This window comes from Neobacillus notoginsengisoli (assembly GCF_003515685.1).
In the GTDB taxonomy this organism is placed as follows: Bacteria; Bacillota; Bacilli; order Bacillales; family Cytobacillaceae; genus Bacillus_D; species Bacillus_D notoginsengisoli.
The window spans coordinates 1-26425 of the sequence record NZ_QWEG01000022.1; the positions used below are offsets into that span (position 1 = coordinate 1).

General features: G+C 42.3%; 24 protein-coding genes and 2 riboswitches. Of the genes, 9 read left to right on the forward strand and 15 right to left on the reverse strand.

The genetic code is table 11. From position 1 onward, the window contains the following. Positions 1–562: 562 nt before the first annotated feature. The 7 genes from ptsG to D1B31_RS21960 all read right to left on the reverse strand — a co-directional run bounded on the left by ptsG (position 563) and on the right by D1B31_RS21960 (position 11876). Positions 563–2632 carry a glucose-specific PTS transporter subunit IIBC gene (gene ptsG, locus D1B31_RS21930; RefSeq protein WP_118924513.1) on the reverse strand — a complete coding sequence of 690 codons (2070 nt, stop codon included), beginning with the start codon at positions 2630–2632 and terminating at the stop codon, positions 563–565. A gap of 202 nt (positions 2633–2834) precedes the next feature. After that, a complete protein-coding gene (glcT, locus tag D1B31_RS21935) occupies positions 2835–3680 on the reverse strand; it encodes a glucose PTS transporter transcription antiterminator GlcT (RefSeq protein ID WP_118924515.1) in 846 nt (281 codons plus the stop codon). 334 nt (positions 3681–4014) lie between these two features. Continuing rightward, complete coding sequence (locus D1B31_RS21940; RefSeq protein ID WP_118924518.1) at positions 4015–5346, reverse strand: NCS2 family permease; 1332 nt, start codon at positions 5344–5346, stop codon at positions 4015–4017. A gap of 123 nt (positions 5347–5469) precedes the next feature. Next, positions 5470–5571, reverse strand: a riboswitch (purine riboswitch). A 91-nt stretch (positions 5572–5662) separates the two neighbouring features. Continuing rightward, the gene (guaA, locus tag D1B31_RS21945; RefSeq protein ID WP_118924520.1) at positions 5663–7216 is read right to left on the reverse strand and encodes a glutamine-hydrolyzing GMP synthase; all 1554 of its coding nucleotides are present in this window, start codon (positions 7214–7216) and stop codon (positions 5663–5665) included. 120 nt (positions 7217–7336) lie between these two features. Continuing rightward, positions 7337–7438: riboswitch (purine riboswitch) on the reverse strand. Between the two features lie 42 nt (positions 7439–7480). Continuing rightward, complete coding sequence (locus D1B31_RS21950; RefSeq protein WP_118924522.1) at positions 7481–9703, reverse strand: transglutaminase TgpA family protein; 2223 nt, start codon at positions 9701–9703, stop codon at positions 7481–7483. After that, positions 9700–10917: a DUF58 domain-containing protein gene (locus D1B31_RS21955; RefSeq protein WP_118924524.1), complete on the reverse strand. Its 1218-nt coding sequence runs from the start codon at positions 10915–10917 to the stop codon at positions 9700–9702. The genes D1B31_RS21950 and D1B31_RS21955 overlap by 4 nt, the downstream gene beginning before the upstream one ends. Continuing rightward, the gene (locus tag D1B31_RS21960; RefSeq protein ID WP_118924526.1) at positions 10917–11876 is read right to left on the reverse strand and encodes an AAA family ATPase; all 960 of its coding nucleotides are present in this window, start codon (positions 11874–11876) and stop codon (positions 10917–10919) included. The genes D1B31_RS21955 and D1B31_RS21960 overlap by 1 nt, the downstream gene beginning before the upstream one ends. A gap of 196 nt (positions 11877–12072) precedes the next feature. Between D1B31_RS21960 and D1B31_RS21965 the strand changes: the two genes are divergently transcribed. The 3 genes from D1B31_RS21965 (at position 12073) to D1B31_RS25090 (ending at position 13335) form a co-directional block, all read left to right on the forward strand. After that, positions 12073–12543 (forward strand): GNAT family N-acetyltransferase, encoded by a 471-nt coding sequence (locus tag D1B31_RS21965; RefSeq protein ID WP_118924528.1) that lies wholly within the window; start codon positions 12073–12075, stop codon positions 12541–12543. A 112-nt stretch (positions 12544–12655) separates the two neighbouring features. Beyond that, positions 12656–12967 (forward strand): hypothetical protein, encoded by a 312-nt coding sequence (locus tag D1B31_RS21970; protein ID WP_118924530.1) that lies wholly within the window; start codon positions 12656–12658, stop codon positions 12965–12967. A gap of 233 nt (positions 12968–13200) precedes the next feature. After that, positions 13201–13335: a hypothetical protein gene (locus D1B31_RS25090; protein WP_275670739.1), complete on the forward strand. Its 135-nt coding sequence runs from the start codon at positions 13201–13203 to the stop codon at positions 13333–13335. A gap of 70 nt (positions 13336–13405) precedes the next feature. On the opposite strand, the gene D1B31_RS21980 is transcribed toward D1B31_RS25090, so the two are convergent. The 7 genes from D1B31_RS21980 to D1B31_RS22010 form a co-directional block, all read right to left on the reverse strand. Continuing rightward, positions 13406–13819 carry a hypothetical protein gene (locus D1B31_RS21980; protein ID WP_118924534.1) on the reverse strand — a complete coding sequence of 138 codons (414 nt, stop codon included), beginning with the start codon at positions 13817–13819 and terminating at the stop codon, positions 13406–13408. Positions 13820–13912: 93 nt separating this feature from the next. Then, positions 13913–15700, reverse strand: coding sequence for a choline/carnitine O-acyltransferase (locus tag D1B31_RS21985; RefSeq protein ID WP_118924536.1), 1788 nt, complete (start codon positions 15698–15700; stop codon positions 13913–13915). A gap of 49 nt (positions 15701–15749) precedes the next feature. After that, positions 15750–16406, reverse strand: a complete 657-nt coding sequence (locus tag D1B31_RS21990; protein ID WP_118924538.1) for an ABC transporter permease — start codon at positions 16404–16406, stop codon at positions 15750–15752. Positions 16407–16418: 12 nt separating this feature from the next. Further along, positions 16419–17333, reverse strand: a complete 915-nt coding sequence (locus tag D1B31_RS21995; RefSeq protein ID WP_118924540.1) for an osmoprotectant ABC transporter substrate-binding protein — start codon at positions 17331–17333, stop codon at positions 16419–16421. Next, positions 17334–17987: an ABC transporter permease gene (locus tag D1B31_RS22000; protein ID WP_240035390.1), complete on the reverse strand. Its 654-nt coding sequence runs from the start codon at positions 17985–17987 to the stop codon at positions 17334–17336. Positions 17988–18003: 16 nt separating this feature from the next. Then, complete coding sequence (locus D1B31_RS22005) at positions 18004–19140, reverse strand: betaine/proline/choline family ABC transporter ATP-binding protein (protein ID WP_118924542.1); 1137 nt, start codon at positions 19138–19140, stop codon at positions 18004–18006. 637 nt (positions 19141–19777) lie between these two features. Further along, on the reverse strand, positions 19778–21046 hold the full coding sequence (locus tag D1B31_RS22010; RefSeq protein ID WP_118924544.1) for a mechanosensitive ion channel family protein: 1269 nt from the start codon (positions 21044–21046) through the stop codon (positions 19778–19780). A gap of 524 nt (positions 21047–21570) precedes the next feature. Here D1B31_RS22010 and D1B31_RS22015 point away from each other — a divergent pair. The 3 genes from D1B31_RS22015 to D1B31_RS22030 all read left to right on the forward strand — a co-directional run bounded on the left by D1B31_RS22015 (position 21571) and on the right by D1B31_RS22030 (position 25130). Further along, positions 21571–23460, forward strand: a complete 1890-nt coding sequence (locus D1B31_RS22015) for a Xaa-Pro dipeptidyl-peptidase (protein ID WP_118924546.1) — start codon at positions 21571–21573, stop codon at positions 23458–23460. 621 nt (positions 23461–24081) lie between these two features. Continuing rightward, entirely contained in the window at positions 24082–24744 is a 663-nt protein-coding gene (locus tag D1B31_RS22025; RefSeq protein WP_118924548.1) for a hypothetical protein, read from the forward strand. After that, positions 24720–25130 (forward strand): hydrogenase, encoded by a 411-nt coding sequence (locus D1B31_RS22030; protein ID WP_118924550.1) that lies wholly within the window; start codon positions 24720–24722, stop codon positions 25128–25130. Before D1B31_RS22025 ends, D1B31_RS22030 begins: the two co-directional genes overlap by 25 nt. 99 nt (positions 25131–25229) lie before the next feature. On the opposite strand, the gene D1B31_RS22035 is transcribed toward D1B31_RS22030, so the two are convergent. Further along, positions 25230–25463 carry a hypothetical protein gene (locus tag D1B31_RS22035; protein WP_118924552.1) on the reverse strand — a complete coding sequence of 78 codons (234 nt, stop codon included), beginning with the start codon at positions 25461–25463 and terminating at the stop codon, positions 25230–25232. A 124-nt stretch (positions 25464–25587) separates the two neighbouring features. Between D1B31_RS22035 and D1B31_RS22040 the strand changes: the two genes are divergently transcribed. From D1B31_RS22040 to D1B31_RS22050, 3 genes are read left to right on the forward strand one after another with little or no spacing between them, the layout of a single operon-like run. After that, positions 25588–25824, forward strand: a complete 237-nt coding sequence (locus D1B31_RS22040) for a hypothetical protein (protein WP_118924554.1) — start codon at positions 25588–25590, stop codon at positions 25822–25824. Next, complete coding sequence (locus D1B31_RS22045; protein ID WP_118924556.1) at positions 25824–26057, forward strand: hypothetical protein; 234 nt, start codon at positions 25824–25826, stop codon at positions 26055–26057. Before D1B31_RS22040 ends, D1B31_RS22045 begins: the two co-directional genes overlap by 1 nt. Beyond that, positions 26050–26397: a hypothetical protein gene (locus D1B31_RS22050; RefSeq protein ID WP_118924558.1), complete on the forward strand. Its 348-nt coding sequence runs from the start codon at positions 26050–26052 to the stop codon at positions 26395–26397. The genes D1B31_RS22045 and D1B31_RS22050 overlap by 8 nt, the downstream gene beginning before the upstream one ends. The last annotated feature ends 28 nt before the right edge of the window (positions 26398–26425 follow it).

Here is a 26425-nt window from a genome sequence, read left to right on the forward strand (position 1 = left end):
CGTTCGTCCTGAGCCAGGATCAAACTCTCCAAGAAAGAGTATGAGTTTAGCTCATAAAGTTACGTTGGCTAGTGATCCGAAGATCACTATATTATTGTTTGTTGACGCTTGTTTGTTTAGTTTTCAAGGAACAATATTTTCGGAAACAACTATTCTAGTATAACATTTTCTGAGTCGCTTTGTCAACAACTTTTTTCAACTCGTTTTTGCTGAGTGAATCACTTGCCGACGAGGCAACTTTCTAAATATACCACCCGGATTAACAGCTGTCAACAGCTTTTTTAAAGGTTTATGAAAAATATTGTAGTGAAAACCTGTTCTCTCCTAGTGTTTTCTTATAATAGCACCGCATGTAATTTCCGTCAACAAAATATACCTTACCAAATTTTTCCTGAATGCCTCACAAAACATCCAGTGTGTTCTTTTGACCTTCTTCTATAATATACTTCATTATTTTTCTCAATACGCAGGTAATGCCGCAAGCCGATCCTTCTGATGAATTCCACATAAATTAAAAAGCGCCGGCTGCAGAAATCGTCCCGCCCGGCGCTTTTTTAAACATCTATTCTATTGAAATAATCCCTTCTTCACCCGCAGCAACGATTCCAGGTTTTTTAATCTGGATGCTTTCTCCTTCGCGAAGATTCGTAAATACAATTGGGGTAATTGTAGATGTTGCATTCTTTTTGATAAAGTCTAAATCGAACTTTAACAGAGGCTGGCCTCTTTTAATCACATCATTCTCCTGAACAAGTGATTCAAAGCCTTCACCCTTCAGATTTACCGTATCTATTCCGACGTGTATCAAAATTTCTTTGCCTGCATCAGATAAAATCCCAATCGCATGTTTTGTTGGGAACAGATTGATGATTTTTCCGTCAACCGGTGAAACAACAAGTCCTTCGGAAGGCTCTATCGCAAAGCCATCCCCCATCATTTTGCCGGCAAATACTTGATCGGGAACTTCAGTGATTGATTTGATTTCACCCTTTATAGGAGAAACAACCTTAAAATCCGTTCCTCTGCTGGCTTCATTTTGCAAAGCCGCAGGATTAACTTCCTCAATTTGCTGGACAACTTCCGCGGATTGATTTGTTTCCACAACCCTCGGCCTTTTACCACTCATAATATCCTTCATCTGTCCTTTGATTGTTTCCGAGCGCGGTCCAAAAATGGCTTGAATATTATTTCCGACTTCCATGACTCCCGCTGCACCAAGTTCTTTCAGCTTTTTCTTATCAACATTATTAATGTCCTTAACTGAAACACGCAGCCTTGTAATGCAAGCATCTAGATGGGAGATATTTTCTTTTCCGCCCATTGCTTCAAGAATATTAAATGGAAGGTCCCCCGCTTTTCCGTTTCCTTTTTCCCGCGTTTCCCCTTCATCTTCTGTGAGTTCACGGCCCGGAGTTTTCAAATTGAACTTAATGATAGCAAAACGGAATATAAAGTAATACACAACGGCAAACCCAATTCCTAATAGTATCGTAATCCACCAAGGTTCCCTGCCTGGCAGGACCCCGAACAGGAAGAAGTCGATCGCGCCGCCTGAGAAAGTATAGCCCAAATTGACATCAAATGCAGCCATTAATACAAATGCAAGTCCGTCAAGAACTGCATGGATCACAAAAAGGAGTGGTGATACAAACATAAATAAAAATTCTATTGGCTCTGTAATTCCTGTTAAGAAGGATGTTAATGCAGCAGACCCAAGCAAACCGGCTACTATTTTTTTCTTTTCAGTTCGTGCCGTATGGTACATAGCTAACGCCGCAGCAGGGAGCCCGAACATCATAATAGGAAATTCCCCAGCCATGAAATTACCTGCAGTAATATCGACGCCATCCTTCAATTGAGAGAAGAAAATCGTCATATCCCCGCGGACGATTTGGCCTGAGGCTGTCGTATAGGAACCAAATTCATACCAGAATGGCGCATGGAAAATATGATGCAGCCCGAACGGTATGAGCAAGCGTTTAATAAATCCAAAGAAGAAAGCCGCAATATACGTCCCGCTTCCCATCAGCCATAGGGAAGCACTATTCATCGCTTCCTGTACTGGAGGCCAGACGACCAAAAGCAAAAGGCCTGCCACTAGAGATGCAGCCGCTGTAACAATAGGTACGAACCGTTTCCCTGCAAAAAAGCCGAGGAACGAAGGCATTTCAATATCATGGTATCGGTTATAGCAAAACGCGGCAATAAGTCCTACGATAATCCCGCCGAATACCCCTGTTTGCAGTGTAGGTATTCCTAACACACTTGCGAAACTTGGGTCTTTCGCAATCATTTCACCAGTAACGCCAAGCCACGAACTCATGACTTGATTCAAAACGAGATAACCGACGATTGCAGCGAGTGCAGCCGCGCCATCAGCCGCCAGCCCAATCGCAACGCCAGCAGCAAAAATCAGCGCGAGGTTACCAAAAATAATCCCTCCCGCGTCCTCCATTACACTAGCTGTTAACTGAATCCAATGTGCATTCAGAAACGGCAAGTAATTAAGGGTTGTTTCTTGTTGCATCGCGTTGCCAATACCCAGCAATAAACCCGCAGCTGGTAAAAGAGCGACCGGCAGCATGAGCGCTTTACCGATTTTTTGCAAAACGCCAAATATTTTTTTAAACATTGTAAACCCTCCTATATGTTTTTGCCCAATAAAGTAAGCGGAGACAAAAGAGCAAATAAAAAAGGCATGAGCATAGAAAAGAACTGAACAGAATACAGGCATACTATACCTGTAAAAAAAGAGGGCGTTACTCCTCAATTTCCATCCAATTATTTTCTGTGCTCATGCCTGATCGAATCAGTAACACGCAAGAAAATGATTGCTATTTTGTTTTCTTTTGAAGCCGTTGCAAATGCATCGTCAGATAAACCGCCTCAGCATCGTAGACCGGCATCTTTAATGTTTGCTGCATTACTTTAATGAGTTTCCACGACAGATTATAGCATAATGGATATTCCTTTTTCAATAGTAATGATATCGCTTTCGGCTCTTCAACCTTTTCACCGGATTTTACGCGTTCGATGGCAAAACGCAAGTGGCGCACGAGTCTCATGTATTCTACACTTTCTTTATCAATGGTTATCCCAAGCTGGTCTTCAATCATTTGTACCAAAGTCGTCACAAGTTGGGAGTACTGGTTCACTTCGGAAAGCTCCCTGTTCGTTAAGGCACTGTGGATATGGAGCGCGATAAAGCCCGCTTCTCCTTCCGGCAGCAAAATCCCGGCCTTTTCTTCAAATAACTGAAGGACGTCTTTTGCAATTTTATATTCAAGAGGGTAAAGGGTTTTCGTTTCTATTAAAAATGGATTGCGAATTTCCATCCCATTCGCAACCCGGCTGACCGTAAACATTAAGTGATCTGTAAGGGCAACATGAATATGTTCATTCAAGGATTCACCTGCCTCTTTTTTGATCAGTTCAATGGCAGATATAATCAGCTGCTGCAACTCCTCTTCCAGGAAAGGAAGAAGCTTAATGTAGTTCATTTGCTCCTTCTCGTTTTTCAGAACAAAGACTTTTTCAGCGGCTGCGGCATCCAGTAACTCATTCTGCTTACGGTTAAAACCGATTCCTTTGCCAATTAGGACAACTTCGCCGTAATCCGGATGGTCCGCAATCAGGACATTGTTATTCAATATTTTGTTAATAGCCAATGTTGTTGACATCGTTTACATCCCCGCTTCTTGCATAGTATTCCCATCGTATAAGAGCCGTCAGCGTTCGTCAACTACATAGAGATTAAGGCATTTTTTGCAAAAAGAAGACCGGCTTAAGAAGCCAGTCTTTGTCATCTAGCTTCAGCGCCTATCGCCTAGCAAACTTCAGATCTCCTCCCTACGATAAGTCATCATCGAATCGCTTACGCTCTTCGTGATTCCTTTATCTCAGTCGAAGCCCTTCCAGTTTGTACGGCGATGACCACAAAGGAAAGCTCCCCAGAATAATCATCGCAGGGACAGGCGCTTTTTGCCTGTCACGAGGCGCTTGCGCTTTTGTAATTTATTCAGTCAAGAAAATAAAATACAGCAGGAAGATAATAAAGAAAAGATACATGATAGGATGTATTTCTTTTCTTTTACCCGCGACCAGCATTGTAATCGGATAGAAGAGAAATCCAGCCGCGATGCCAGTTGCGATGCTGTAGGAAAGTGGCATCGTAATAATCGTCAAGAAGGCTGGAACAGCAATCTCGAATCTTTTCCAGTTAATATTGCCTAATGATGAAACCATCAAAACACCTACGATAATCAATGCCGGCGCTGTAACTGGAGCTGTAACGATGGACAGAAGCGGGAAAAAGAAAATGGACAGGAGGAAACATCCCGCTGTGATAATCGCTGCAAAACCTGACCTTGCGCCCGAGGCAACCCCAGCGGACGATTCAATATAGGAAGTTGTCGTTGATGTACCAAAAATGGAACCGACCAACGAGGCAACTGAATCGGCGAAAAGGGCACGGCCCGCCCGCGGCAGCTTGTTGTCTTTCATGAGTCCGGCTTGGTTAGCAACAGCTACCAATGTACCGGCGTTATCAAAGAAGTCTACGAACAGGAATGTCATGACGATACCCAACATAGCCGTCGTATAAAAAGAACTATCGTTAAACGAGCTGAAAAGCGCCCCAAATGTCGGGTCAATGCTTGGAACAGCCCCAACAATTTGTGTTGGAGGATCAATAAGCTTAAAAATAATTCCAATAATGACGGTCACAATCATTCCGTAAAACACGGCCCCTTTAATACCTCTCGTCATCATAATAACGGTAATTAACAGACCAAAGAGTGCCAAGAGTGTTTCTGGACTTCCTAAATGTCCAAGACCAACAAGTGTTGCATCATTCTTTATAATAATTTTGGCATTGGTCAGTCCGACAAACGTAATGAACAGGCCAATCCCGGCACCCACTGCATATTTGAGCTCAACCGGTATTGCATTGATGAGTTTTTCACGCAGCCCGGAAAGGGTCAGCAGCAGGAAAAACACACTTGAAATGAACACGGCCGCAAGTGCATGCTGCCATGGCGCACCGTGACCAAGAATAACAGAATAGGCAAAGAATGCATTGAGTCCCATTCCCGGCGCAAGGGCAATCGGGTATTTACCGACCAAACCCATGATGATTGAACCAACGGCTGCAGCAAGCGCTGTTGCTACAAACACCGCTCCATAATCCATCCGTGCAGAATCTGGGAGACCCTCCACATTCGCTAGTGTCAACGTAAGCGGGTTAACAACAAGAATGTAAGCCATCGCCAGAAACGTTGTCAGTCCGCCAATAATCTCGCGGCGGTAATTCGTGCCCAGTTCATCGAACATAAAATACTTCTTCATCAGAATCCCCCTAATTTATATACCGGCACTAAAAACCGTTTTTATGCCGGGAACGAAAAAACGCCCCGGCTAAAGTTGCCGGGACGCTGACACGAAGCATGCATAAATAAATGGGCAGAAAAGTTCCCTTTACACACACCTCGTAGTCAAGCTCTTTACGGCAGCTTGGTAGAAACTTCTGGGCCATATCCCCAGTATTATACGAAGCAATCTATAATTACCTTGAAATTTTATCAGCTAAAACAAAAACAGTCAACAAGAAATACGAACATTTGACAATAAAAATGGAGTCATCGTACGTTAGAAATCCGTATCCTTACTCCCACTCAATCGTCGCCGGCGGCTTTGAAGTAATGTCGTAGACTACACGGTTGACATGCGCAACTTCATTGACGATGCGCGTAGAGATTTTCTCCAATACATCCCAAGGAATGCGGGCCCAATCGGAGGTCATGCCGTCGATTGACGTAACCGCGCGGATACCGATTGTATAATCATACGTTCTTGTATCGCCCATCACACCTACACTGCGGATATTTGGCAGGACCGTAAAGTATTGCCATACTTCACGCTCCAGCCCCGCAAGCCGTATTTCCTCACGCAAAATCGCATCGGACTCCCGGACAATTTCAAGCTTGTCCTCCGTAATTTCACCGAGTACACGAATCCCAAGCCCCGGTCCAGGGAAAGGCTGCCTCCAGACGATTTCATCCGGAATCCCAAGCTCTGTCCCAAGCGCCCGAACTTCATCTTTAAAGAGGGTGCTTAGAGGTTCGATCAGCTTAAATTGCATATCCTCAGGTAGGCCGCCGACGTTATGGTGTGATTTAATCGTTTGGGCCGTAGCCGTTCCGCTTTCAATAATATCGGTATAAAGCGTACCTTGGGCAAGGAAATCAATTCCTTCCAGCTTATGCGCTTCATCGTCGAATACATAAATGAACTCGTTTCCGATAATTTTCCGTTTTTGCTCAGGATCGGAAACGCCGCGGAGCTTCTCCATAAACCGTTCACGGGCATCCACCTTGATGACATTCATATGGAAACCGTCCGCGAAAGTTTTCATGACCTGGTCAGCCTCACCTTTTCGAAGTAAGCCGTGGTCAACGAAAATACATGTCAGCTGATCGCCAATCGCTTTATGGATTAGGACGGCGACGACCGAGGAATCCACTCCGCCGCTTAGCGCGCAAAGGACTTTTTTGTCTCCAACCGTCTGGCGGATTTTTTCCATTTCAATTTCAATAAAGTTTTCCATTGACCATGTCCCGCTGCAGCCGCATACACCTAAAACGAAATTCTTAAGTAGTTCATTTCCATGAACCGAATGGCGGACCTCAGGATGGAACTGGACACCGTAAAGCTTGCGTCCTTCGTCACTCATTGAAGAGATTGGGCAAGAAGGACTGTTCGCATCGACAGTGAAGCCCGGCGGTACTTGAGTGACCAAGTCACCATGGCTCATCCAGACAACTTGTGTTTCTGGAAGGCCTTTGAACAAGGCAGATTCATTCCCAACCGCAATGGAAGCTTTTCCATATTCACGGTTTTTCGCCCGTTCAACGCCGCCGCCGAAATGGACAGCCATCAGCTGCATCCCATAACAGATTCCGAGCACAGGGAGCCCCAGTTCAAAAATTCTTTCGTCACAGCGGAAGGCATTTTCGTCATATACGCTGTTCGGGCCGCCGGAGAAAATGATCCCCTTCGGATTCATTGCTTTAATTTCCTCAGCAGTGATCGTATGCGGATGAAGCTCGCTATAAACGCCAAATTCCCTGATTCTTCTCGTAATCAGCTGGTTATATTGGCTCCCGAAGTCGAGAACCACGATCAATTCCTGGTTTTGAAGTTCTGTTTTTCCAGACAAATGCTCCACCTCTTTCTCTCTTTTTAGTATACACAATAAGGTTTTTTACAATAAAAAATCGGACTTCCCCTTCTTTTTTGCAAAAAAGAAGGCAGAAATCCGATTCCACATGCATAGTCTTCCCGAAATTTCTGCCTTCATAGTCAGGCCATTTACGGCGGCCCGGTAGAGACTTTCGAACCATATCATCGAGGATATATGAAGGAGTCGTACAGATTCATTTAAATTTCTATTAACCCATTGTATCTGTACGAAAAATTCCGGTCAAGAGATTGTCTTTTTAATTAAATTTTCCCACAATTGCTTTGTTTCTAGCCACGTTCCCTCAGGAAGCTCCTTCCTGTATAAGAACTGCTCATACCTGGCTGTCAGTTTACCCATCTCTTTCGTCGCGAAGAATCGGTCGATATAGCCTGCATAATTCCTTAGTGTCTGTCCCTCATCCCTTTTAAGGCCAAACCTTTTCAGCTGCTCAAGCAAAGTCAGGTACGCCTTGCCAAATTGATCATCGTTCTTGGAAAACTTATACCGGTAGATGAGGTAATATGGAAGCCACCTTCCCCTTTTGCTATAAATGAACCATCCCACTGCAACTATAATCGCCAAGCATGCAGCAAGCCACTTCCACTCATTCTTCATAAAGATTCTCGCCTTTTCCAGCGGGCTCTTATTCGCTTTCAATTGTTGCGGAATCGGGTCATTCTCTTCAAGCCGGTTCAGCCGGTCCTGGGGATTGCTGTCTTTTTTGTCAGGCGTTGCAGCCGGTGTTTTCCCTGAAGAATCTGTATCTCTATCAATATCAATTTGAATGCTGTTCGAGAAACCCTTCGTCGGTTCAAATGGAAGCCAGCCAAGGTTCGGCAAATAGACTTCAACCCATGAATGGGCATCATTGTTCGTTACTTCATAAAGACGCTTCTTGGAATCGCCATCACCAAATGACTTTGCTTCCCCATACGTATATCCCTTTACCCAGCGCGCGGGGATACCGATACTTCTAAGCATTGTAACCATGGAAGTTGAAAAATTATCGCAATACCCTGTCTTCGTATCAAACAGGAATTGGTCAACATAGTCCTGATTTTTGTCCGGTACCGCGACATTCTTTTGGTCATACGTAAATTCACTTGACGCAAAATAACTTTCAACTGCCTTTGCCTTTTCGTACCAATTTAGCTTGTCTTTTGTAATTTCTGCAGCCAAATCCCTTACCCTGTCAGGCAAAGAAGGCGGCAGCTGGGTAAAGCGTTCAAAAAAGTCTTCAGGCATTTCCGCAAGGTCAGTTCCATCCGCCCATTTCAAATCATCCATCTTATAAGCAGGCACATCATAAATAAACCCGTAATCATCCAGTTCCGCTGGTTCATTCCAAGGCTCCATGGGCCGGATTTTTTCACTCACAGGATTATAAAGGAAACTCACCCCATACCTTGCGGCGACTTTTTTAGTGCCCTGCGGATAGACAATATGGGGGTACTTAAATTCGATATAGACCTTTGCGGCTTGCTCTTCCGTTTTTACATTTGGAGGGAAGCCCCCAAGCGGGAACGGATCATCTTGGCTAAACCCTTCCCCACCCTTTACCTGGTCGGAAAGTATCCATCCCTTCCCGGTATATACATCCTTTGTTTCAACCCTCCAGTATTGGCGGCTCTCACTATCAGCCCTGAAAACGACTGTATCATCCGGCAAAAAAGGCCCCCCAAGCCTGGAGTCATTCGTCCCATAACCAATTCTCGCGATACCGCCAGTTCCGCCACTACCGCTATTTTCATTGAAAGATTTCAAAAAAGGAACCGGATCGGGCCAAATGGGGGCTGCCTTCGGTGCTGCAAGGCCGACAGCCGCACTAAAAATGACCATTCCGGCGAGTGGCAGCATCCATTTACCGGCAAGAGTCCCATCGCCACGCAGCTTTCCTTCGGCCACGAGGCGCAAATACGTCAGAATGCCCATTACAGTAAATCCTAATACAACTGTCCTGATAATGGACCCGTTCCCTTTAAAGGTTGTAAAGGTATCCAGGACAGAAATATAAATAATCGTCATCAGGAAGAAAACAAAAATTTTCCGCCTGTTCAACAGCCAGTACTGAATGAGATAAACCATTAGCCAAAGCAGCAGGAAAAACAGGACGGTACGAAAAACATTCGTAAACTGTTGAAAATCGCGGCCAAGGAGCAGGCCAAGATTATATTTTACATCCGAAAAGAAGAGTCCTAACCATTCCGGGCGCAAGAAGCCGCCCTCAAAATAAAATCTGTAAACGGCATAGAAAATATAAAAGGTTTTAATAAATGCCTGGACAACCATCGGAAGCTGGAACAGTGCCGCAGCAAAGGCAATGACAAGGAAGATGAGAAACACTTCTATATTCTCCGTATCGGTCAGTTCCCCCATTGGCCTCAGCCATTCCCAGATCAGCAGAAATCCAATTAAATAAAGGAGGATTGAGGAAAAATTGAACTTTTCCTTGTTCGTGCTCACTGCATGCTCACCTCCGAGAATGCCGAATCAAATTGGTTTTCATGAACCAGGACAATACTGACGCCACGGGCAATTCCCATCGCCTTTAAAGCACGCTCTTCGTTTGTGGGTAGCTCCCGTTCATTCTTAATCAGGAACACTGTAACCTTGCCCTTTTTTTGCCCTAAATGTCCCGCCCTTTCAATCAGTGCTTTTGTTAGGTTTGAGGTAACAAGCATGATCGTCACATTTTGGCCAGAATAAAATGGCTCTGCTTCTAAAACTTTATCCATCGTAACAGTGCAGACAGGCTGTATTTTTGCAAGATGGTAAAAGAATAACTGCAGCTGGGCCTCTCCGCTCCTGATCGGAAATGAAGTCCTTTCCTTGCTGACAGTCAATAGGCCGGCTTGGGCCCCTTTTTTCAAAATAGCCCTCGCGATTGAAGCGGTAAAGGAGACGATTGTCTCAAAACGCTGCTCCGGTGCGCAGTCCATGACGATAAGGACATCGTGTGACTGCCTTTGTTCGAACTCCTTGGTCATCAGATCATTCCGCTTCGCCGATGCCTTCCAGTTAATCCACGAAAACCGGTCGCCGGGCTGATAGTCCCTGACCCCAATAGCCATCGTTGTATCTCGCTGGACCCGCTCCCTGGAAGCCGCCATCCCTTGGTCAAAATGGTTTTCAAAGGGGCGGTAAATCATTTCTGTATAAGATGGATAAACAAGAATTTTATCTTCTGAATCAGCCTTCTTTTCTTTTTCTATCAGGCCGAGCAAATCGCCTGTTTTCAGTTTGATTGAACGGAAATAATGCTCACCGCGAGGAAGTTCATGAATTGCATAATCAAAAATGATTTCTTTTTTAAAGCCAGGAAACAGAAGTGCTTTATTGTCCTGTTTTAATACCGCATTTCTAAAGGATCCGCTCAAATCTTCCTCCGCAAGCAAGTAAAAGAGCGGAAAGGATGTTTCCCTTCTTAAGACGATGCGGACCCTTAATGGTTCCCCTGCGACGTATTCCTGCTTTGGCAACAGCCGTTGAAGTTCCATATTCATCATTGGGTAAAAGGCAATGGCCAGCGAGTACACCGCAAAAGGCAAAAAACTATAGAATAAGAACCAGCTGACAAACCCGCCTTGGAACATAGCATAACAAAACACCAGAATGACAAGGGATATCAGCACAATCAGTTTCCATGTGTGTTTAAGTGCCCGGAATCTGGCTCTCATTATTTCACAAGCCTTTGCACCGGCACCGGTACCCTTGCAACGACCCGGTTGATCACTTCCTCGGCGGTGATCCCTTCAAATTTGGCTTCCGACTTAAGGATAATCCTGTGGGAAAGGACTGCCGGAGCGAGGTATTGGATATCATCTGGCAGCACATAATCCCGACCACATATGAACGCATATGCCTGGGCTACTTTCATAAGGCCGATTGATCCGCGTGGGCTGGCTCCCAAGTAGACATTTTCATGGATTCTCGTCCGGTGGGAAATGTCGACGATATAGCGTTTGACCGTATCATCAACGAAAACACTTTTAATTTCCCTTTGAAGCTCCCTCAGCTCCTCAAGAGTTACGACCGGCTCCAACTCTTCGATTGGCGGGTTTTTTTGCGCCCGGTTCAGCACTTCCATCTCTTCATTAATCTCGGGATAGCCCATTTTTAATTTAAGGAGGAACCGATCCAGCTGCGCCTCTGGAAGCGGATAAGTCCCCTCATATTCAATCGGGTTCTGGGTCGCCATTACAAAAAAGGGCTTCTCAAGATGATGGGTAACCCCATCAACGGTCACACTACTTTCCTCCATTCCCTCTAGAAGGGCGGATTGGGTTTTTGGAGAAGTCCTGTTAATCTCATCCGCAAGAATGATATTGCCCATAATTGGACCCGGGCGAAATTGAAATTCCATTTCCTTCGGATTGTAAATAGAAACCCCTGTTACATCGGAAGGAAGCAGATCAGGGGTAAACTGGATTCGTCTGAATGTGGCGCCGACGGATTTTGCAAGGGCTCGAACCATCATCGTTTTCCCGACCCCGGGAACATCCTCCAGGAGGACATGGCCTTCCGCCAAAAGGGCGACGAGGCTAAGCTCGGCAACTTTCCGTTTCCCGGTCATCACCTTTTCTATATTCGTTAAAATCTTTTCAATATTATTCCTGTTTTTTGATTGTAGCGACATGGTTTTCCTCCCGCATTCTAGTATTGAAGTTTGCTTGTCCATATAGTAAGTTTAACATAAATAAAAAGATTCTATATATTCTGTCAAAACTTTTCATAAGAAAAAAAAGGGATAAAAACCCCGTCATCATTTGACGTTTTCGATTGGTAAAAAGTTTCAAATTTTTTAAAAAATGTTTTTTTGGCTGGGGATTAAAATGAAATTAATCATTTACGAGATGAATGAATGGCTGGCGGCCGAGATATTGGGCTGGGTGTATGAAGCACCATACGATTTTTACAATAACTCTGTTACGCCCGAAGGAATAAGAGAGCTCCTCGACCAGCCATATTATGCGGTTCTAAGTGATGGTCGAGAACTGGCGGGGTTCTTTTGTATCGGTGAATCAGCCCAAGTACCGGCGGGGGCATCCGTTGGCGCATATACAGAGGGATCAATCGATATCGGGATCGGGATGAATCCCAATTTGACTGGCAAAGGGATGGGCTTCACATTCTTTTCTTTCATCCTTACCCATCTGCAGGATACTTTTCCAGGGGTGCCGACTAGGCTGACTGTAGCTTCCTTTAATAGAAGGGCGATTCGTCTGTATACTAAAATCGGCTTTCATGAAACAATGCGTTTTCAGAGGGGGGCAATTGAGTTTGTTGTTATGACCCGGGAATAGGCCACCGTCACTTGTTATGTTTTAACCGTGGAAGTAGAATAATAGTAGCATCCTTTTGTTATGCAAAATAGAAAAGTAAAATAAATAGTAACACATAAAGGGGGAAAAGAACTTGAGAACATCGACAATTTTAAAGTGGGTGACTGGCGGGCTTGAAGCGTTGCTCGGAATTCCGGTCCTCGGCGGGCTCATTATCCTTTCAACAGCGTGGACACCATTGTTCATCATGGCCATCCTTCACGTCGTCACGATTGTATTCGCTGTCCGGGAGAACGAGACGAAAGCAGGTAACATCCTCGGGCTAATCACTTCACTGGTTGGCTGGATTCCATTTGTCGGGATGGTCATGCACATGATTTCCGCGGTTGTTATCCTGATTGATGCCTATCGCTCTGATCGAAATGCCGTGCATCATACATGGTAAACACAAAAAATAAAGAGGCCCGCCCGGCCGCTTTATTTTTTGGTTATTTGCCCTCCGCTTATAGCCCTTACAGCTTGGCCATTCAATGCATACAGTAAAGCAAACGAGCTAAGGAGGGAAAGAAAGAATGAGCAACTTTACATGTGAAGATTTCCGCCGCAAGCACCGCTTTTTTTGCAATGAATTCGCCCCACTTTTAAGGCATCTCAATTTGTTTACAGAAGAAGATGAATGTGCGTCGGACAATCCAATTAGGGACAGACAATTTTCATGCTGCTGCCGCTTACGCCGCCATCACCATCATGGACATGAACATGACCATGAATTTGATTGTGGCTGCGATGACTAACAGCCTCAGAATAAAATAAACTTTGCAGTAAAAAAACCGGTTATCACATAAGCGATAACCGGTTTATATTTAGTTTCCAGCAAGATCATTCAATCTTCCTTTGAAAGGGCGTTGTAATTTTTCAGTTTTGTAAACCGTTTTTTCTTTTTTAAATACTTTTCGTTAAGGACGATTACTTTTCCATCCTCAGCGGTATTGTATTTTCGATAAACTGCTTTGTATTTTTCAAATGCTAAGTGCCCGGCAACATAAACTGGCAAGACCATAAACAAGAGGATCGCCAATTGCAGGAACAAATTGATTTTACTCCCCATCATATAAATGGTCATGACAGTATGTGCCCCGAAGGCAACCATTAAAACAATCAACACATTACATATATGAAAAGCAGCCACATTTTTTTCCTGGAACATCCGCTCAAGTTCATTCTTGAAAAAAAGTGTCACAAATGCGGATACCACAATGACTAAAAGGATAACAAAATAAGTAAGAACCGTGTACATTTTCCGCACCCCTCTATCCTTACTATTCATTTTAATTGTAGCACAAGTATGAGGCGTTGCACGGAAATTCCCGTCCTGTTTTTGTATACCCGTTTATAGCAGCTCCAGTTTCATGCCAACTTCCTTTTTTGCAATCGCTTTTAACTCTTGCAATGCATTTATTAAATGCTCCATCAATAGCTTGCCTTCTGTTTTGTTTTCCGAATAGCTTGAGATGTTGATTGAGATTGAATCGTCCTTAATGATATAGGCGATTCCATGTCCGTTTTCAACGACAGGGCCGAACATTCGGTATTTCACACTATCATATACCGTTCCACTTGTGGAAAGGAAGTTATGGCGCAACGTTAAGTATCCTTCATCCTTAAAGATCTCAGGCAATTCTTTCAAGCCTAGTTCTTCGGCAAAATGGTAAAAGATTTGTTCAAGGCCAAACATATGCCGTTCAACACCGAGGCCTTTTTGACAATCTCTTATTCGCTCGGAATGGGCATCGCTCGCTTTTTGCATGAGTGAGTATAGAAACTCGCTCGCCTCATTTCCGTACTCCAATGCTTCCACCACGCTTCGCTTTTCCATACTCGTTGCGCGTGCGCATTCCGTTCTCCCCTCATAAAAGAAGCGAACACCCACTGGTTCGTACACGCTTGTAAACTTCCCGAATGTCCGATATTGAGCGATTTGTAAGGCCATGTGGAAAAAGGCGTCTGGACTTAATTTCATTTGTTTAATCTCTTCCGCACCGAAGTCAGTGAATAGGCTTTGTTGGAGGTCGTAGTTTTCTTTTTCCTGCAAGTACTCTTGCTTGAATTGATTTAACAAATCTACCATTTCTTTATCTAGGTCCCATTTTTGCTTTTCAACAATAGGTTTTTCATTTATTTTTACAGGTTGAAGGGGATCGTTCTTCAACCCTTGATTGACGTGGCTAATGACAGCAGCAATCGATGTGCCATCCACGGCACAATGCTCAATATTAAAGCCTAATTCACAGCGCCGCGTGAGAATAATTTGGATTGTCTTATCAAAATACTTATTGTTCGCATTTAACATGAGATGCCTAATTGCGTCTTCTGGATTATTGCTATCCTCATCAATGGAAATAACCACTAGTGAATCGGCGATGCAATCGAGAATTTCCTGATTTACTTTTGACTCCCTCAGCATGTCGTACGCCTTAGCAGCTTCATCTCTGTTAGCGGCCGTAAAGACGCCCACGTTTGTCCCTTCAACGGGATTTGCCTTCATGGCTTCTTCAATGGCGGAAACGATCTCATTGCTATCGTAGATCATCCCTTCATGATTTGTTACAGGTACTTTATAAAGATTGTTCCGGTAGAAGAGAACAACATGATTATTTCTTTTATCAAAATCGGCGGCATGAAAGATATCCTTATCCAACCTAGGGATTCGAATCGAACGGAAGAAATAGTTGTATTGGCTCATATCAAGCCGCTTTCCTCTAAAAGTATCTGGTTCTACCTTCTCATCGATAATCGCGTGATAAAGCTCCGTTACAAAATAACTCACTTTCCCAGCCATTTCAGCGTAGGAGTAACGATTTTGGTAGTCTTCACTTTGTATGAGAATATTGAAATTCGAACTATATGGCAAGGGGTTTCGGTGTGTTAAATATAAATCATCCCAAAAAGGAGCAAGCCAGCTTCCTGTCCTGTTTTGAGCAAATTCTTGTAATTTCTTTTGAAGCTTTTCCCCATCTCCCTCTATTTCAAAAAATCGGTCAATTACTTCTGTAGTTTTTTGAAATTGTTCCACGGAAACTAAAGGCTTGATCCATTCAAGAAGCTTAAGCTTCGTGCTATTTAGAGAAGGGATTGGTAGTGATGGTAATTCATTTTGAAAAGAAAAGGTTTTTTCTATAGGTCATATTCCTTTCTACATGTATTTTCCTAAAACAATCAACCTCAGGTCATCTGAAAATTCGTTTTCTGCTCGGTGACAATCTTCGTTCAAACCATGCCATAATGACGTCTGCAAATACAGCCATCAACGCAGTTGGAATCGCACCTGCTAGTATGATTGCTGTTCCGTTCGTAGCATTTGTTCCCCGTAATATGATGTCACCTAAACCACCAGCCCCGATAAAAGTTCCAATTGTCGCCACACCAATCGAAATGACTAAGGCTGTCCGTAATCCGGCCATGATGACAGAAAGCGCAAGCGGGAGTTCGACCATCCAAAGGACTTGGAATTTCGTCATGCCCATCGCCTTTCCAGCTTCAGTTAAAGCATGGTCGACAGTTCGAATGCCAGTGTATGTGTTGTTAATGATTGGCAGCAAGGAATAGAGAAAGAGTGAAAACACGACAGTATTTGTGCCAAGCCCCATCACAAGCATGAGGATTGCTAACATAGCAAGGGCAGGAATGGTTTGGATAATGTTCGCAAGTGAAATAACCCACGTACTTAATTGGCGGTAGCGTGCGATTAAAATCCCAATAGGAATCGCTACAATCGCGGCAAATAGCACCCCATATATGGACATTAAGAAATGCCGATAAAATTGTTCCCAAACATAAGAAGCATTTTGTGAATAATAGAACAAAACATCTTGAATCGTTTCCAAAACATCACCACCCTATTTAAAATAGTTTGCCGCTTCCAAAAACTCTTTCGCAATGATCGAAGGCTCTTTCATCTTCCCATCAGCCTCATAATTGAGAGCCTGCATCGTTTCCGTATCAATTTTCCCTGATAGTTTCTGCAGAATTTCGCGTAGTTCTGGATATTTCCTTAACACATCATTTCGTGCAACGAGCGATGAATCATAAGGAGGGAAAAAACGTTTATCATCTTCCAATACTTTCAAATCGTAAGCCTTAATCCGCCCGTCCGTCGTATAGGCAAGTACAACGTCCATTTTCCCACTTGCGGCCGCTTGATAGACAAGCCCAATTTGCATCGGAAATGTATTACCAAATTGGAAGCCATACTCCTTTACAAAGCCCGGATATCCGTCGCCTTTTCGCTTTAACCAGGAATTATCAACGCCTAACTTTAAATCTCCAGCAATTGGCGCTAAATCAGAAACGGTTTGCAAGTTTTCTTTTTCCCCGAGTTCTCTGGTTACGGTGAATGCATAGGAGTTAGCGAAGCCGTATGAATCAAACCAAGTTTGATCAAACCTTTCTTGAAATTCGCGCTTAACGATTTCAAGTGCTTTCTTCGGATCCTTCTCTGGCTCCATCCCTAAAACGCCAGCTAAGTCCGTCCCTGTATACCTTGTTGCTGTAATATCCACATCGCCATTCATCATTGCCTTATGCTGGACGATCGTTGACCCTAGATTATTTACCATGGATACAGGTGCATCTGTATAGTGTTCAATTAAAAGCCGAACCATATGCCCTATAATTTGGGATTCCGATGTGTCTAGTGTTCCAATGGCAATGGTATTTTTAGAATGGCCAGCAAGTCCTGGGAGAGAACAACCGCTAAGGACCATCGATAGGACGATGGCTATAACCACAACTATTCGATTTCTTTTACCCATTTATTTCGCTTCCTTCACTTTTTTGATTCCTGTTGGCGTAGCAAGGCTTTCAACTTTACCCAAAAGCAGGTCCGTTAACAGAGCAAGAATCGTTACCGGGACCGCGCCAGCAATAATAAATTCTGCTTGATATAAGTTCAGCCCGCTAAAAATATAGTCCCCTAAGCCGCCAGCGCCAATATATGAAGCAAGGGTTGCCCAGCCAATTAAATAAACAGTCGATAAACGAATCCCAGTCATAATAACCGGAATGGATAACGGCAATTCAACATACATAATTCTTTCCCATCCAGTCATCCCCATTCCTCGGCCAGCTTCAAGTAAATCATGATTTAATCCATTTATCCCTATGTACGTATTGCGCAGGATCGGCAAGACTGAATAGAAAAATAAAGCAATAATGGCGGGTATTTTCCCCACTCCAAATATTGGTATGAAAAATGCTAAGATTGCAAAGCTCGGGAAAGTTTGGACCACACTTAAAATGCCCATGACAATACCTGCGACCTTGGGAACTCGTGTTAGAGCGATACCGAGCGGAACTGCAACCATAATTCCCAAGATTGCCGCAATCAATGATATATAGAGATGCTCTCCTGTTTTATATAGCAATTCAGAGCCGTTACTGCTCAAAAAATCAAAAATACTTTCCACTCATTTCCCTCCATTATTACTGTAGTGAAGCCTCATCCTCGCTCCAAATGGAGTCATAAACGATATCGACAAGACTTGCTCTTGTTATAATTCCAATTAAACGTTTATTTTGGTCAACGACAGGAACATATTTCAGTCCGTTTTTTAAGATGCGGCGAATCGCGTTACGAACAAGTGTCCCTTCTGTCACTGTAAATATTTCCGCTTCATATGCGTCGGCAACCAAGCTTTTCTTTTTCCGCTTTTGATCAATCATTTCGACATCAATAAATCCTTCCAACCTATTCTGTTCATTGACAACGAGCAACGTATCAACTCTTGTATCCTTCATTAACTGAATGGCCTCCGATAGTTTGCGGTCTTTCGTAATTTTTATCGGATTCGGATTCATAATTTGTTCAACCGTAGAAATGTTCGGTTTTGCCTGTACGAGCCGGTCTTTCCCAATAAATTCTTCTACAAAGTCATTCGCTGGATTGCGCAAAATTTCTTCAGGTGTATCACATTGGACCAATTCACCATCACGTAAAATCACAATTCGGTCCGCCAGCTTAAGCGCTTCATCCATGTCATGGGTAACAAACACAATTGTTTTCCCTAATTTTTGCTGTAAATTTTTAAACTCCTCTTGTAAAGAATCCCGAGTAATCGGATCAAGCGCGCCAAATGGCTCGTCCATTAAAATAAGCGGCTGATCTGCCGCTAACGCACGTAACACACCAATACGCTGCTGTTGTCCGCCACTTAGTTCATGCGGGTAACGATCCAAGTAATCAGGAGTCAAACCGACTAAGTTGATTAATTCTCTTGCCCTTTTATTTCGCTTTTCTTTCGGCCATTTTAGTAACTTTAGGACAAGCCCAATGTTTTCTTGTATCGTCATGTGTGGAAACAGACCGATTTGCTGAATGACATAGCCGATCTCCCGGCGAAGTTGAACAGGGTCTTTATCGAGTATGTTTTCACCATTAATATAGATACTGCCGGATGAAGGTTCAATTAATCGGTTAATCATTTTCATCGTTGTTGACTTACCGCAGCCGCTTGGGCCGATAAAGCAAATAAATTCGCCTTTTTTAAAGTGTAACGATAAGTTATTAACCGCCTTCTTTCCTCCTTTATACACTTTTGAAACATTTTCAAATCTTAACAATGATCAACGCCTCCATTTATTCTATATAAAAAAGAGATTAATTATTGAACGTTGTCGTTGATTTACTCTTCAGGCACTTCGCTTTCCGCGGGGCGTCAGTGAAGCCTCCTCGGCGCTTAAAGCGCCTGTGGGGTCTCCACCTTGCCGCCGAATCCCGCAGGAGTCTACATGCCTTCCGATCCAATCAACTATGTACAATTCTTTCGTTCAACCTATATAAAAAGAAAAAAATTCTCCTTATTCGTCGTGGTCCATCCGCTGCTGTTCCTTATTTTGTTGCTTTTCATGTAGTAAGATACATAGTTCAATTTTATAATAAAAAAGGTCTCTCAACAAATTCAATGATGAATTGCTGAGAGATCTCTATTGTAGAGAGAATAGAATCTATGCCTTAATGGCTAATGAACCTAGTTAGGTTACGAAATCCTAACTGCATCACTTTATTATATCATACCACCCATTCACTTTATAATATCAGAAAGTATATCAAACTAAAGACAAGCAGTTAAAGTAGGGAAGAGTAGTTCGTATACATATGGGTTACCAATGTAGTCACCAGAATTTTGCTTAAGCGATTTGAATAACAACACCGACTGTGTTTTTATAACAGTCGGTGTTGTTTTGAGGGTTGATTAACTCAATTGCTTCTCCCGCGAATCAGAGCTTGGTTGCTTGAATCATCCTTCATTTTTCTTAAATCAGCCCCAGCGGGATTCTGGAATACTTTAAGTCCAAACTCTGGCGCAACGGCAAATAGATGGTCAAAAATATCAGATTGCACCGTTTCATACACGGCCCACTGTACGGAATTTGTAAATGCATAAATTTCTAAAGGTAACCCGTGTTCACTATGAGCCAGCTGTCTGACCATTAAGGTCATATTCTGATTGATTCCATCATGATTCTTGAGGTAATTGCTGATATACGCCCTAAAAACACCGATATTGGTAAGGGCCCTACCATTCACAGGATTGTTTCGATCGATTTGATTTTTGGCATTGTACTCCTGTATTTCCATTTCCTTTTGAATAATGTAGTCGGAAAGGTAATCGACTTTTACAAATTTCTCAATCATTTCATCGGTGCAAAACGTAATACTACTGGTATCTATATTCAATGTGCGCTTGATTCTCCGTCCACCTGAACTTTGCATCCCTCTCCAGTTGATAAAAGAATCAGAAATAAGGACATAACTAGGGATCATCGTAATCGTTTTGTCAAAATTTTGTACCTTTACCGTATTTAAAGAAATATCAAGAACGTCCCCATTTGCTCCATATTTGGGCATTTCAATCCAGTCACCAACACGTACCATATCATTTGACGCCAACTGAATTCCGGCAACTAATCCTAATAACGAATCCTTAAATACCAACATTAAAACGGCCGAAAGCGCACCAATCCCACTTAATAGGATAAGAGGACTCTTACCGATTAGATTCGAGGTCACTAAGATGACCCCTACAGTCATGATGATAATGTTAACCACCTGAATATATCCTTTAATCGGCTTAACCTTGGATATTTCAAAGGTTTGATAAATATCATTAAACGCATTTAGTAAGCTTTGAATAAACACTAACCCTACAATAATGATATAAGAAATAGCCAATTTCTCAATAAATAATTTATAGGTAGAAAAGGTTGAAGCTAACGAATAAACAATAATCGCAGGAACCATATGGGATAACTTTCGGAAAACTTGTTTTTCCAAAATGATTTTACCCCACTTGACTTTGGAGTTTGTAACGATACGAGTGATGATTCTGATCACTATTTTCTTTGAAATAAAATTTGCTACGATACAGATCATCCCTATTAGCAGAATCTTGATTATAATCGCAAGAGGTTCCACTAATTTTGGATTTAGCTCCATATTCAGTAGTAGATTATTAACGAATTGCATCTGTTCTCCTCCGGTTAAATGATTATAAGCAACTTTACGGGTAAAGTATCTAAACGTCAACGCCTTCCATTTCAAAAACAAAAAATAGTCCATTCATTTTGTAACATCTTTAACTGTAATTAACATATGTTGCTTAAATGGCATGAAATCAATCTTTTAGAGGGATTATTATGGAATATTTTGAACGATAGATAACAACTTAATACGAGTTTATGTTCCCCCTTAGTTCCCCTTCTTTTTGACGGTTTCTCCAAAGCGTAAAGGAAATGGAATCCTGTATTTAACGACCCATAGAATATTTAGCCAAATTTATTCGCAGTAAAGGAAGAACGAGAAGTGGGAATGTTAATTAATCGATTTTACTAGAAAACTAGCTTTTTTTTAAAAGACTATTCTCCATAAAAAGATGTAAGTCCTTTCACCTATTAAATAAAATTAATTGTTTCAAAATTGGTAATTTATACACTACTTACAAATCGCTCCATATCCTACAATTGAATTTAATAGGGTAAAGGAGGGATTTAATGAAAAAGAGAGCGTTTTCACTAGTAACTACATTAGTAACAACCATTGCTTTAACGCTATCATCTGTGAATTATACAAATGCTGAAACAGTAGCGCCGAAGAAGAGTCATGAAGTAAACTCATTGGCAAATGTAAAATCAGAGGCGAAATATTCCTACAAGGATGCCATCCGCGAAACTGTTTTTGTCCAATCAAGCCTTGACACGGATGAAAACGGGGTTTCTGATCGAATTGCCGTAGACATCATTCGGCCGAAAGAATCTGACGCAGGGCTGAAGGTACCTGTGATTATGGATGCCAGCCCTTACTATGAGAGTATAGGAAGAGGCAATGAAAGTGAGGTAAAGGACAAAGATAAAGACGGGATTAATGAGAAGTTTCCGCTTTATTATGATAATTATTTTGTTCCAAGAGGATATGCAGTTGTCTTGCCGGATATGGTAGGAACCAACCAATCGGATGGCTGCCCTACTACCGGCGGTTATGAAGAAATTGAAAGTATTAAAGTTGTCATCGATTGGCTTAATGGAAGGGCAACGGCAGTTGATAAAAATAATAACGTGGTAAAGGCCTCGTGGACAACCGGTAATGTTGGGATGATTGGTAAATCGTATGACGGCACATTAGCAAATGGTGTCGCGGCTACGGGAGTAGAAGGTTTAAAAACAATCGTTCCGATTGGTGCAATTAGCAATTGGTATAATTATTACCGATATGCAGGGCTAACATACTATAATAATGGGCCAGGCGGATTGGCAAGCAGGGTAGTAAACAGTTCCCGAAAAGCAGCATGTAAGCATGTGTTCGATCGTGTAAATCAAGCCGCAGATGACGCCACCGGCGACTACAATGATTTTTGGAATGAAAGAAACTATGTAAAAGATATCAAAAACGTAAAGGCCAGCGTCTTCGCCATCCACGGTTTAAATGACTTAAACGTGAAGATGAACCATTTTAATGACTGGTGGGAAGCACTAAATAAGGAGGAAGTGCCTCGCAAACTATGGCTAACGCAAACAGGCCACGTCGATCCATTTGATTTCCGAAGAGCAGAGTGGGTCGATACGCTGCATCGCTGGTTTGACTACTGGCTCCTTGGCATGAAAAATGGCATCATGGATGAGCCTACTGTAGATATTGAACGAGCAGCAGATGTTTGGGAAACCCATGCCACATGGCCGGAGAAAAATGTGAAATCAACGAAAATCCGCTTTGCACCTGGGGAAAACGAAAATTCACCTGGAGTTTTAACAACTGGTCCGGTAAAAGGAAATTTCACGCAAACCTTTACAGACAACCCGAGGCAAACAGAAACGGCGATGGTCACAAATGAAATGACCGTGAAAAGCGACCGTTTAGTCTTCCTCACTGAACCACTAAGCGAGGATGCCCGTATGAGCGGTGTACCGGAAATTTCACTTCGAGCAACAGTAGATAAAGATAATTCCAATTTAACCGTGATGATTGTCGATTATGGACTGGATACCAGGGTCAATCATACCGGAAGTGGAGAAGGAATCAGAACATTGGCAACTGAAAGCTGTTGGGGAGAAAGTTCCGATACAGATGATGCTTGCTATCGAGAGACAGAAAAAACGTTCCGTACAGCAGGGTATGAAATTGTCTCTAGAGGCTGGTTTGATCCGCAAAATTGGAAATCACTTTTAGCAACAGATCCACTAAATCCAGGTAAAAATTATAAATTTGAGTGGGGCGCATTGCCTCATGACTATGTCTTTAAGAAAGGCCATCGCATCGGAGTCATTATCGCAGGAAGTGCGTACCAGCGGACACTTCCTTCGGCAACAGGAGCTACTTTCAATGTCCACCTTGGCCAAAGTGTTATAAACCTGCCAATCGTGGAAGGCAAAAAAGGCGTTAATTTTTAAAGGTAAGCTGTGTTGTCAAACCCACCAATGATTTATTGAACGGTAGACTAAGTTCCTCTGTAAATGCAAGCCAGCAGTCTCCCTTTGGAGGCTGCTGGTTTTAAATGTGCTTCCTATGAATCCATTCCACAAAAAATGGAACGATTAGGACACAAGGATGAAGATACAACAAAAAATGTATATCTACATGTGACCAACGGGATGAAAAAAGAGGCTTCCCAAAAGTTCAAAAAACTCATGGTAAGCCTCTAATTCAGACCCTTATTCAAGAAATGTTACCCTTTTGTTACCCGTTAGGTATTTTCAGAATATATAAGGGTCTATAAACCCTATTATTACTGGGTTTTAGGGGACATGATTACATCATGCCGCCCATTTAACAGCCCATATAATAGGAAGAAATACAGCGAAGAAAAAAGTTATATATCAGCTTTTGTCGGTTTTTAGTTTAAATAGAAACCAATAGATTGTAAACAAGAGGAGGACAAATAGGAGGACAAAATCTTTGGCGAAAATTGTAGAAATTTTTCCCTGTAAAAATGAGGATTAGTTTGCTATCCTTGATAGACGGAGCCTGCCTTAACATGTTAAAGGTTCAGGGAGCAAAAGGTGGTGTTTAAAATGGAAAAACTCGAGCAAATGATGTATTACTTTATAAAAGAATTTCCCCAAAAGCTCGGAAGAACCAGTCTAATCAAGGCGATTTATTTACTCGATTGTGAATGGTATAAGTCTTTTGGTGAAACATATAGTGGAATGGAATACAAGCGCGATAAAAATGGGCCCTTTAATGCTACCTTTTACGATGCAAAATCAAGCTTGTGCGAAATGGGCTTGATTTATGAAAACCCTTACATCTACTCAGGCGGTGGCGGTCGAGGCTTTGAGTTTTATTTGCTGAAGGAAGATCCAGAACTGGAAAATAAAATAAATCCTGTCGCGAAGTGTATTGCTGATGAAATTGTGGAAAAGCTGTCATATAAGGACCTGAACAGTTTTCTCGGTTTTGCATATAATACTGAGCCAATGCTCGAAATATTGCAAGTAGAGGATTCTGGTTCAAAACAAATTGGGAGGGTACTTAATATGTCTAGAATTAAGGATCCACAAGGCCCTAAACCGCTTTTCAACTTTGAAGAGATTCGGAAAATTGCCGGCACACTCGATATGGAGAACCGTGGATCTGATGAGGACTACAACAAAACAGTCATTGAGGAAATGAATGAACTTTCTATTTTCAGGGAGAGGGTAGAAAAGGTATGTCAGGTAATAGAAGAGGCATAGATGCACGGGACGAGCGCGAATTTAAATATGGGGAAATCTACAGGATCAAGGACAGTCTTGTAGATTTCCCTGAAAGCCAAATTGTTCAAAGAACTTACCACTGGAAAAGATTGTTGGTTATAACCCAACATTGCAATTCAAATTATGACAAAAATATATGGACTTTGAATGCGGCTCCTTGTTCCTCTCAAATTAACATGAAACGGGATACGGATTTAGAAATTGAACCAGCTACAGGGAATTATATTAATAAAAAAACGCTTATTAGACTGGGGACTGCCCAACCTTTTCTTAAAATAGACTTGGAGGGCCCTATCGGTGAGCTTACAACAGATCAAAAGAAAATGATGGCGGCGCTACAAGTAAAACTAGCTGGTGTTCTTTAGATTTTTATACATACTAGTAAACTAGCAATTTAGACCATTTCTCCGGAGATGGTCTTTTTCGTTTTCTTACAATATGTTCACAAAAAGAAGCCAGGTTATTTATTCCCTGACCTCATCTTCTTTTTTATCTAGTTTTAATTGGTATCCTAGCAAATCAGCAACCTTAACCAGGTCCCTCACTCTTAAAGAATTGTTATCCAGCTGCGACTGGAAAGTACTCCTTGGAATTTTTAATTCCTTAGCAATTTCCTGAAACTGTTTGTATGATGTTCCTTCCATCATTAGTCTAATAGCCGACTTAATACTGATTTCGTTCAAATCAATAATCCTCACGGTACCCCTCCTCAAAACTATAATATCATTATAAAACGAAATATTAAACAAAAAATGATAAATTAACTTTACAAAACGAATATTTAGTTATATGATGAATATATCAAACGGATGAGGTGATAAAATGCCTAATGAGAACTCCAGCGAAATAACATTCACACTTGGCCATATGTACCTTTTAGTAGGTGGCGATAGGGAATCAGTTTTCATTGAAATTAACGATCGTGGCGGACATCACGAGGAAGCACAATCTGTAGACCTTCCCCTTGCTGAAGTCGAAATACTTATTAAAGCTTTAATAGTTTGTAAAAAAAGAATTGAAAACAACCCGTGTAAAGGGTGTCCAGAGGAGGATTTATAATGGGTAAGGTTTTAACTCCGCAACAAGCCAAATTCGCTATGGAGATAGGCGAGGAATCGCCTGGTGCAATGATGAATTACCTAGTTTGGCAAACCATCAGTAAAAAGTTAAAGGACAATGCCGAGCTTTCAAAAGCATATCAAAAAGGATTTCAGACTGGCTTTGATTCTTGCATAGTTTTCATGGAGGAAGTTTTAAAAAACATGAGAGAAGGCGGGGATCAGAATGCTTAAACAGCTGCAGGAGCTTCAGAATGTGGACTTTGAAGGGTATGCCTATTTCGAAGAGCAGGAAGCCGTTTTACCAGTTTTCACGCTGATGGATATTCCAGCTGATGAATGGAACCGACGAGCACGAATCAACAATACCGAAGCTTTCATCAGGGAGCATAGAAGGATGCCTGACACCTATGAAGAAGTGCGGTCCTGGATTGATTCCTTAATTGCTGCCCCCGACCCAACACCTATTCTTTCTGAAGAAACAATTAAATCCTTATTGCAAATCGTATCAAAAGCGACAAAGAAATACCGCCTCGCTGAGAACGGGGCGGCGGAATCGATAACCATCCGCTGATTATCTTCCCTTTATATTATCATTCCGG